Consider the following 10005-nt stretch of genomic DNA (forward strand, 5'->3'; position numbering starts at 1 on the left):
GTCGCCTCTCTCCGCGTAGCCTGAAGGCCGGATATGGAATTCTGGTACCGACCCCGAGCGACGTGGCAGGCGTACCTGTTGTCACCGTTGAGCGGTTTGATGGGGCGGGTTGTCCGTCATCGGGCTCAAAGCCGACATGCCGGACGTTATAAAGCGCCGGTATTGGTGGTGGGTAATATCGCCGTCGGGGGAACAGGCAAGTCCCCGGCCATCCAGGCAATTGTCCGCGCCCTGACCAATCGGGGTCTGCACTGCGGCATCGTTTCGCGGGGATACGGGGGCAGGGCGCCGCAGTATCCCTATCCGGTGCGCATGGATTCCCCGGCCAATGAAGCGGGCGACGAACCCCTGTTGCTGGCTAGGTCGCTCCATTGTCCTGTGGTGGTCGATCCGGACCGGGACCGGGCCGTCCGGTTTCTGCTCGATACCCATGAGGTCGATGTTGTTATCAGCGACGACGGGCTGCAGCATTACCGGATGGGGCGGGATTTCGAACTGGTCATGGTTGACGGTCTGCGCGGGCTTGGCAATGGCCGTCTGTTACCGAGCGGTCCTTTGCGGGAGCCAGCGTCCAGGCTGCGACTGGCCGACTGGGTGGTCGCCAAGGCCCGGGCTCCGGCCGGGCTGGACGTGGACGCCGTACTGGTTCTGAACCCGACCCGACCGAGTCGTCACGACGGATCGATCCTGCCGGAAGGGATCGAAGCGGACGTTTGCGCCGGTATCGGTCATCCCGAGGCCTTCCTGGAACAGATCCGGGGCCAGGGATATCGCGTCCGCCATTTGCTGACGCCCGGCGACCACAAAGCCATCCCCCGGGAGCGACTCGATGACGCCTCTGTTCCGCTGATCCTGACCGAAAAGGATGCGATCAAGCTATCCTTGCCCTGGCCGGAGCACTGTTATGTCGCCCGGCTGGAGCCCGAATTGCCTAACGAATTCATCGACCAACTGGAAGACGCCATCAGGAGGCACCGACATGGCTAAGGTCATCATGATTCCCGCCCGTTTCGGCTCGAGTCGCCTACCGGGCAAACCCCTGCTGGACATCGCCGGCCAGCCCATGGTCGTCCGGGTCGCCGAGGCCGCGCGCGACGCCGGGTTCGATCGTGTTGTCGTCGCCACCGACGACCGGCGCATTCTCGAAGCGGTCGAGCAGGCCGGCCACAACGCCGTCATGACCCGTTCGGACCATCCCTCCGGCACCGATCGTCTGCAGGAGGCGGCCGATCAGCTGTCGCTGTCGGCGCAGGATATTGTCGTCAATCTGCAGGGTGATGAACCGCTGATGCCACTGGAGAATCTGCGCCAGGTTGCCCAGCTGCTGGAAGATCATCTGGAAGCGGATGTGGCGACACTGTACGAACCCATCACCTCGATCGAGCAACGCAACAACCCGAACGCGGTCAAACTGGTACAGCGACTGGACGGCCAGGTGCTGTATTTCAGCCGCTCCGCCATACCGCACGACCGGGACTCCTCCGAATCGGATGACAGCCGGCTGTGGAAGCGTCACATCGGTTTGTACGCCTATCGCAAAAGCGCCCTGGACGCGTTTGTCGCCTGGCCGGAAAGCCAGCTGGAACGGCTGGAGAAGCTGGAGCAGTTGCGTTTCATGGAGCAGGGCGGGGTTATTGTGGCCGCCGAAGCGGCCCAGAGCGTACCGGCCGGGGTGGACACCCAGGCCGATCTTGATACCGTCCGTCACTGGTTTAACACAAGAGGGTCGTCATGAGCCGTTCCAACGCCGACACCAATCCAGCCGTCCTGTTTGTCTGCCTGGGCAATATCTGCCGGTCGCCGACCGCACAGGGTGTATTTGACCATAAGCTCGCCCGCTCGCCACTCGCCGGATCGGTCGAGACCGACTCGGCGGGAACCGGCGACTGGCACATCGGTAAAGCCCCCGACCCGCGCGCCCGGCAGGCCGCGAAAGAACGGGGGTACGAACTCGACCATCTGCGTGCCCGCCAGGTCAGTGTCGACGATTTCCATCGCTTCGACTGGATCCTGGCGATGGACGGCAGCAACCTGGCCAATCTGAAAGCCATGATGCCGGCTCAATGCCGTGCCCGGCTGGCCCTGTTCCTCGAACCGCTGAAGGACGTAGCGGAGACCGAAGTGCCGGACCCCTACTATGGCGGGGATGAAGGGTTTTCCCACGTGCTCGACCTGTGTGAAGCGGCCAGCGATGCCTGGCTGGAACGTTTGCACCATAGCCCGGGCGAGCGCGATCGTTGATGACCATTCAACGCGACGTCGATCTGTCCGCTCGCAATACCCTGGGCGTGACCGCTCACGCCGACTACTGGGCGGACATTACCGATAGAACGCAGATTCCGGAACTTGTCGACTGGGCGCAGGCCCGATCTTTGCCGGTACGCGTTCTCGGTGGCGGCAGCAATCTGGTGATGGCGCCGAGAATTCGCGGCCTGGTTCTGGGTATGAATCTACGTGGCCGGCAACGGCTGGATTCATCCGATGGAAGGCTCGAACACTGGCGTTTCCAGGCCGGGGAGAACTGGCATGAATGTGTTCGATTCAGTGTGGAGCAAGGCCTGTCGGGGCTGGAAAATCTGGCGTTGATTCCGGGTCAGGCCGGCGCGGCCCCCATACAGAACATCGGTGCCTACGGCGTGGAACTCAGCGATGTACTGGTGGCGGTCGATGCCTTCGATACCGTTGAAGGTCGATGGGTGCGGTTCGCCAGTAAAGACTGCGACTTCGCCTATCGGGACAGCCGGTTCAAGCAAGCCTCCAACCGTTACATCATCACCTCGATCGATCTCGAATTGTCCCGTGATTTCCACCCGGTACTGGATTACGGACCGCTGCAATCCCTCAAAAACCGTGATGATCTGACACCGTGGACCGTAATGGACACCGTCATCTCGGTTCGGCAATCCAAGCTGCCCGACCCGGGGGATATTCCGAACGCCGGCAGTTTTTTCAAGAATCCGCTGGTTTCGGAAGAGGTTTATCGGTCGCTTAAACAGCGCTGGCCAGAACTGGTGGCCTATCCGTCGGGTGCCGCCTGGAAACTGGCCGCCGGTTGGTTGATCGACCAATGCGGCCTGAAGGGCCAGGCCAACGCGTCCGGCGTGGGGTGTTATGACAAGCAGGCGTTGGTGGTGGTGAATCCCCGTCGAGCCGACGGCAGCGAAATTCTGGACTGGCAGCGTCACGTTCAATCGGAAGTGGAGAGCACATTCGGTGTCCGCCTGGAACGCGAACCGAGGCTCTGGAACGGGTCCTAGTGGTGATCACTGGTTTCCGAATGTGATGCATCGACCGGACAAAAAAAACGCCCCGAATTCGGGGCGTTTTTTTTAAGTGAAAGTCAGCGAACGGAATTACTGATTTTGCTGCTCTTCCATTTTACGGCGACGCACTTCACGCGGGTCGTTCGGCGCGCGTTTCGGTGCCGCGTCCTCTGAACCGGGCTCGGTCTTGTCTTCCGAGGACTCCGAGGTCGCTTTGGTCGTCGCTTCTTCGGCCGATTGCGTCACCGGGGCCTCTTTCGGCGCTTCCGGCTGAACCGATTCCGCCGGTTTTTCTGTCGGTTCGGCTTCGGTCTTGGCTCCGTCGGTTTTAGCTTCGGTCGTGGCTTCGGACGTTACCGGCTGAGACGTCGCCTGATCTTGCTCGACAGGCTTGGCCGGTTTTTCGCGGGTTTCCGTGACGGTGTCGCTTTCCACGGGTTCGTGCTCGACGCGCGGCGAAGGCGACTCTTCCAGTTTGGACGGCTCGCCGGCGGATGGCTTGGCGCTCTCCGCAGGCTCGGCGGTCTCTTGCTTCGCTGCTTCCGGCTCCGGCTTGGTGTCGGTTTCCGGTTGCTCCGGACGCTTGGCCGGTGCCTGTTCACGCTGCTTCGTGGTGTCGGCGACCTGGGTTTCGTCCCGGGCCGTTTCAGTCGAGGCCGCAGGCTTCGACTCCACAGTGGCTTCTTCCGACGGCTTGGCGCCAATCAGTTCAATCACCTTGTCGATGTCGCTGACCACTTCATCCGGTTTTTCCGGATTCGGCCGCTTGCTGGCGTTCTTGCTGATGCCCCGAACCTTGCGGTTCTTGCCGACTTCGTCCAACGGTACGCGTCCGGTACTCGCATCGCGCTCTTCACGACGCTTCAGTTGGCGTTGTTTGCGATCCTTGCGGTCCTTGGACTCGTCCGTGCTTTCGGTCCGCTGCTCGGTGCGCTCGGTCCGTTCAGGACGTTTGTTGTCCTTGCCGCGACCGCCGCCTTTGGCGCTGTCTTTCTGGCTCGGAGCGCGGGACTCGGCACTGTCGGACGGGCCTTTGGCACGGGCCGGACGACCGCTGTCGCGCTGTCCATCGCGACCCCGTCCACGTGGCGGGCGACCGCCGGAAGGCTTGCGACCATTGCGCTGTTGGTTGTCGCGGTTGCTGCGCTGAGGGCTTTGCGAAGATGGACGCGAAGACCGGGTGGATTCTTCCGTCGACTCACCGCCACCCAAGAGGCCGCCCAGCCATTGACCGATGCGACCGAACAGACCGGTCTCACCGGATGAAGCGGGCTTGGCCGCCGGTGCCGGTTTCTGGGCGGGCGCCGGCTGGCTTTCTTCGGTCGGTACCGGAGCCGGAGCGCGCGGAGCCTGAATGCTGGAAATGGCCGCTTCCTGAGGCTTGGCCTGGGCTTCCAGTACGGTTTCAGTCTCCGTTGGCGCTTCTTCCAGTTTCAGGGCGTAGCTCGGTTCGGCATTGGCCAGCGCTTCGTCGTCATCGCGCAGACGAACCACTTCGTAATGCGGGGTCTCCATCTGCGGATTGGGCACGATCAGTACGTGGGCGCCCAGGCGCTTCTCGATGTCATGGATGGTGTCGCGCTTTTCATTCAGCAGGAAGGTGGCCACCGACAGCGGAACAATAGCGCGAATCTGCGCCGTGCGTTCCTTCAGGCTTTCCTCTTCCACCAGGCGCAAAATCGCCAACGACAGGGATTTCACGTCGCGGATAATACCATGTCCGTTACAGCGCGGGCAGACGATGCCGCTGGTTTCGCCCAGGGAGGGACGCAGGCGCTGACGCGACATTTCCAGCAAGCCGAAACGCGACAATCGGCCGACCTGGACGCGGGCCCGGTCGGAGTTGGTCGCGTCCTTGATGCGGGATTCGACCTCACGCTGGTGCTTGGCCTGATTCATGTCGATGAAATCGATAACGACCAGGCCGCCCATGTCGCGCAAGCGCAACTGGCGTGCGATTTCCTCGGCCGCTTCCAGGTTGGTGTGGAAGGCGGTTTCCTCGATGTCGCCACCCTTGGTGGAGCGACTGGAGTTGATGTCGATGGACACCAGCGCCTCGGTCGGATCGATGACAATGGAACCGCCGCTGGGCAGTTTCACTTCGCGCTGGAAGGCACTCTCGATCTGGGACTCGATCTGGTAGCGATTGAACAGCGGGACCGGATCTTCATACAGCTTCAACTTGCTCTGGTAGTTCGGCATGACTTTCTGCACGAAATCCAGGGCGTAGTTGTAGGCATCCTTACTGTCGATCAATACCTCGCCGATGTCCTGACGCAGATAATCGCGAATCGCACGCAGAATAACGTTGCTTTCCTGCAAGATCAGGAAGGGCGCCGGGCGGGACGTGGAGGCTTCCTTGATGGAGCCCCACAGCTGGATCAGGTAGTCCAGATCCCACTGCAGTTCCTCGGCACTGCGGCCAATGCCGGCGGTGCGAACGATCACGCCCATGCCATCCGGGATGCTCACACCCTGCAACGCCTCGCGAATCTGGGCGCGCTCGTCGCCTTCGATGCGGCGGGAAATACCGCCGGCGCGGGGGTTGTTCGGCATCAGCACCAGATAACGACCGGCCAGGCTGACCATGGTAGTCAAGGCCGCGCCTTTATTGCCGCGCTCTTCCTTATCCACCTGGACGATGACCTCGGTCCCTTCCTTCACCAACTCGCGGATACCGGAACGGGACGACATGTTCGGATCGACGAAGTACTCACGGGCGATTTCTTTAAGCGGGAGAAAGCCGTGGCGCTCGGCGCCGAAGTCGACGAAGGCGGCTTCCAGGCTGGGTTCGATGCGGGTGATCTTGCCTTTGTAGATGTTGGCTTTTTTCTGTTCCCTGAAGCCAGTTTCGATATCCAGGTCATACAATTTCTGACCGTCTACCAGGGCAACCCTGAGCTCCTCTGCCTGGGTTGCGTTGATCAGCATTCTTTTCATCGAGATTCTTTACTCTGCAATTAGCTATGAGTGACAGAGCAGCAAGGGCAGGGTCTACAGGCAGGCGAACACCGATAGAAAATCGGTAACACTATGAATTGCACCGGTTTTTTACCGGTACAGCGTTTCGGTGTCTTCCAACAATAACCGGGCACACGGACAGAGTCTTATGGGGATGCCTGCTCTCTTTAGATGCACTTGCGTAGCCGGGACTCTGACTGAGGTCTCCGAGATGATGAAGTGCGTTCTTCCGTATGAACCCTGGGTCATACACTGTTTTAAACTGTACTTGCTGCCCAACCAATACGTCCGGAATACACGTTGTTTGTATTCCGTGGGTTGGGGTCCGGTCCTTGCCGCCTGTGTGGTCTCTGGGCGGTAGGTCCGCCGGATTCCCAGCGCTTTCGAGTCTAGCAGCAAAGATCCCTGTGGACAATTCCCGCGGCCACCCCGGAGCCTCACGCATGCTGGCGCTGCGTGCTTTCGCTTCGAGCTGGTACAATCGCGTTTTTATTTGCGTCAACGACAGGGGCACCGTGTCAAAAGTCAGTTTTTATCGGGTAGAAGTGGATCGCGCCGGTCAGAGGGTCGATAATTTTCTTATTGGTTACTGGAAGCGGGTACCCAAGAGCCGGGTCTACCGGGTTTTGCGTAAAGGCGAAGTCCGCGTCAACGGCAAGCGAGTCAAGCCCGAGTACCGGCTGCAGGCGGACGACGAAATCCGTATCCCGCCGGTCAGAGTCAGTGAAAAACCGGTGAACACCGCCGTTCCGGGGCAACAGCTGCGCCATCAACTGGACAAGGCCATTCTGTATGAAGACGACTGGCTTGTGGCGATCAACAAGCCGCATGGTCTGGCGGTACACGGCGGTTCGGGCATTGCGCTCGGCCTGATCGAATCCTATCGGGTGATTCGGCCGGAGCTCAAGTTCGTCGAGTTGGTGCATCGGCTGGATCGGGACACCTCGGGTGTCGTGCTGATCGCCAAGAAACGCAGCGCCCTGAAGACCCTGCAGGACGCCTTTCGCCAGAAACACGAGGTCCGCAAGACCTATTGGTGCCTGGTGCACGGCACCTGGCCCGATGACCTGGATCGGGTGGAGGCGCCGCTGCGCAAGAACGAGGCGAATGGCGGGGAGCGCATCGTAACCGTCGCACCGGACGGCAAACCCTCGCTGACTCGGTTCAGGGTGTTAAAGCATTACGACAAGGCCACCTGGGTCGAAGCCCAGCCGGTAACGGGGCGAACCCACCAGATCCGCGTTCACACCCAGTACGCCGGTCATCCGATTCTTGGGGATACCAAGTATCAAACACCCCGGGCCGAGGCACTGTGTCGCAGTCTTGGGCTGGGGCGCTTGTTTTTGCACGCGGCACAAATTAGGGTGCCGCATCCGGACAGCGGTGAACCCCTGACCGTACAAGCGCCTCTCGACCCGGCACTGACCCGGCTGCTGACGGACTTAAGCCGGCAAGATACCTCACGCTGAGCGTGGGTGACCGATGATTCTATGAACTTCTGGACAGGCTGAGACATCATGTTTGGAAATCGCAACACCGACGATAACACCAGCGAGCAGTGGGCCGGCTCCCGGAAAGAATGGCATCTGATCGAAAAAGTGGTCATGGCCAACACCCTGGAGCTGCGCAAACAGCGGCGGTGGGGCATCTTTTTCAAGCTGATGACATTTATATACCTGTTCGCCTTGCTGTGGCTGATCATCGCGAGCCGGGATTTTGGGGGCGGTGTGATACCGGAGACTACTGGCGGTCATACCGCGGTGGTCGAAGTGCGAGGTCTGATTGCCGCCAACGAACAGGCCAGCGCCGACAATATCTACAGCGGCTTGCGTTCGGCGCTGGATCACCCGGACACCCGGGCACTGATTCTGCGCATCAACAGTGGCGGCGGCAGCCCGGTTCAGTCCGCCTATGTCTATGAAGAGTTGCGCAGATTGCGCGACGAACACCCGGATATTCCCATCAACGCCGTCATTACGGACACCGGTGCCAGTGGTGCCTATTACATCGCCGCCGGCGCCGAAAACATCTACGCCAACGGTGCCAGCCTCGTCGGCTCCATCGGTGTGACAGCGGCCGGTTTCGGGTTTACCGAGCTTATCGACAAGATCGGGGTGGAACGGCGAGACTTCACCGCGGGTGAGCACAAGGCTTTTATGGACCCGTTTCAGGATGTGGACCCGGAAGAACGCGAACTGTTCCAGGAATTGCTGAACGACGTGCATGAGCAGTTCATCGCCGACGTTCGCGAAGGGCGGGGCGAGCGTCTCGACACGAGCAATGACAACCTGTTTTCAGGGCTGGTCTGGACCGGACAACAGGCGGTGGAGCTCGGATTGGTGGATGGTCTGAAATCCACCTCCCAACTGGCCCGGGAACTCGGTTACCCGAAACTGATCGACTTCACCATGCGCCCGTCGCCGTGGCGCCAGTTCGCCCGCGAGATGGGAGTCGGCATGGCCGAGACCCTTGTCGAGCTCGGCATTACCGACAATTGGACTCTTAAGTAGGGTGGGCACTGCCCACCAGCGCAGCTAAAGAAATTACTGAACCGTGCGATTGCCATTCAACGGAAAAGTGACCGGAAATGTGGGGTCATTAATCTGTCGTGGCGGGCCATGAGGCTGTGAAAGTATCCCTTCTTTAAGGTTACAATCACGGCTTGCTATTCAAAAGGGAGCTTTCCAGTGCCTGCCCGCCGCTACAAAACCGGCCAATGCCGTCTGCAAGAGAGCTTGTTGCCGCCACGCCTGGATGATTATGTCGATCAAGGCAATCACGTTCGTGCGATCGACGCCTACGTCAACAGCCTGGACCTGGCCCAGCTGGGCTTTCTGCATGCCGCCGGCAGTGCGACCCAGGCCGGGCAGCCGGCCTACGACCCGGCGGATTTGCTCAAACTCTACATGTACGGCTACACCAACAAGGTGCGCAGCAGCCGGTGCCTCGAGCGCGAGACCCGGCGCAATCTCGAAGTGATCTGGTTGCTTGGGGGGCTGGAGCCGTCCTACAAGACCATCGCCGACTTCCGCAAACACAACGCCCAGGCCCTGGTACGGGTGAACCGGGAGTTCACGCTGCTGTGTCGAGAACTGGCGTTATTCGGCGGCCACACCGTGGGGATCGACGGCAGCTTTTTCCGGGCCAACGCCAGCAAAAGCAGCATCCACACCCAAGACAAGCTCAAAAAGCAGGTCGCCTCGCTGGAACAGGACATCGAGGCGTGGCATACGGAACTGGATCAAAACGACCGGCAAGACAGTCGCCCCGACACACCGGCCACCACCGAGGATCCGTCGCTGACCACCAAGCTGGAGGCGATGCAGGAGAAATTGTCCGCCAAGCAAGAGCAGCTTCAAACCCTGGAAGCCAGCGGCGACAAGCAGATATCGACAACCGACCCCGATGCGCGCCGACTGACTAAGCGCGGTCAATCCGTCAGTGGCTACAACGTCCAGATCGCTGTGGACGATGAGCACAAGCTGATCGCCGCCAGCGAGGTCACCAATGAGGGGAACGACAGTCATCAACTGGCCCCCATGGCCGAACGGGCCAAAGAGGCTCTGGATGTGGAGAGTCTGACCGCTCTGAGCGATGCGGGTTACTACGAAAGCGATCAACTCAAGCAGTGCGAAGATAACGGCGTCACCGCCTACGTCGCCATCCCGAACACCGCGAAACGCTTCGACCAAAACGGCCGCTTCTCCCGCCAGGCCTTCACCTACGATGCTGAGCGCGACGTCTACCTGTGCCCCCGGGGGCAGCTTCTATCAAGGACGGG

Annotated in this window: 8 protein-coding genes; 7 read left to right on the forward strand and 1 reads right to left on the reverse strand. The window is 60.6% G+C overall.

Annotated features, from left to right (window positions below; translation table 11 throughout):
* Positions 1-33: 33 nt before the first annotated feature.
* Genes lpxK through murB form a run of 4 tightly spaced genes read left to right on the forward strand, consistent with a single transcriptional unit; the run spans position 34 to position 3257 of the window.
* Entirely contained in the window at positions 34-987 is a 954-nt protein-coding gene (gene lpxK, locus IE111_RS09350) for a tetraacyldisaccharide 4'-kinase (protein ID WP_189608292.1), read from the forward strand.
* On the forward strand, positions 980-1735 hold the full coding sequence (gene kdsB, locus IE111_RS09355; RefSeq protein WP_189608293.1) for a 3-deoxy-manno-octulosonate cytidylyltransferase: 756 nt from the start codon (positions 980-982) through the stop codon (positions 1733-1735). The genes lpxK and kdsB overlap by 8 nt, the downstream gene beginning before the upstream one ends.
* Entirely contained in the window at positions 1732-2241 is a 510-nt protein-coding gene (locus IE111_RS09360) for a low molecular weight protein-tyrosine-phosphatase (RefSeq protein ID WP_189608294.1), read from the forward strand. The genes kdsB and IE111_RS09360 overlap by 4 nt, the downstream gene beginning before the upstream one ends.
* Positions 2241-3257: a UDP-N-acetylmuramate dehydrogenase gene (gene murB, locus IE111_RS09365; RefSeq protein WP_189608295.1), complete on the forward strand. Its 1017-nt coding sequence runs from the start codon at positions 2241-2243 to the stop codon at positions 3255-3257. The genes IE111_RS09360 and murB overlap by 1 nt, the downstream gene beginning before the upstream one ends.
* 96 nt (positions 3258-3353) lie before the next feature.
* Here murB and rne read toward each other — a convergent pair whose 3' ends face one another.
* A complete protein-coding gene (gene rne / locus IE111_RS09370; protein ID WP_229805302.1) occupies positions 3354-6203 on the reverse strand; it encodes a ribonuclease E in 2850 nt (949 codons plus the stop codon).
* Positions 6204-6739: 536 nt separating this feature from the next.
* Between rne and rluC the strand changes: the two genes are divergently transcribed.
* From rluC to IE111_RS09385, 3 genes are all read left to right on the forward strand, one after another.
* Entirely contained in the window at positions 6740-7693 is a 954-nt protein-coding gene (gene rluC / locus IE111_RS09375; RefSeq protein ID WP_229805303.1) for a 23S rRNA pseudouridine(955/2504/2580) synthase RluC, read from the forward strand.
* Between the two features lie 48 nt (positions 7694-7741).
* A complete protein-coding gene (locus IE111_RS09380) occupies positions 7742-8734 on the forward strand; it encodes a S49 family peptidase (protein WP_189608297.1) in 993 nt (330 codons plus the stop codon).
* 177 nt (positions 8735-8911) lie between these two features.
* On the forward strand, positions 8912-10005 hold a 1094-nt coding region (locus IE111_RS09385), incomplete at its 3' end, for an IS1182 family transposase (RefSeq protein ID WP_189608298.1).

Origin of the sequence: Saccharospirillum salsuginis, assembly GCF_014651855.1 — a bacterium.
Classification (GTDB): Bacteria; Pseudomonadota; Gammaproteobacteria; order Pseudomonadales; family Natronospirillaceae; genus Saccharospirillum; species Saccharospirillum salsuginis.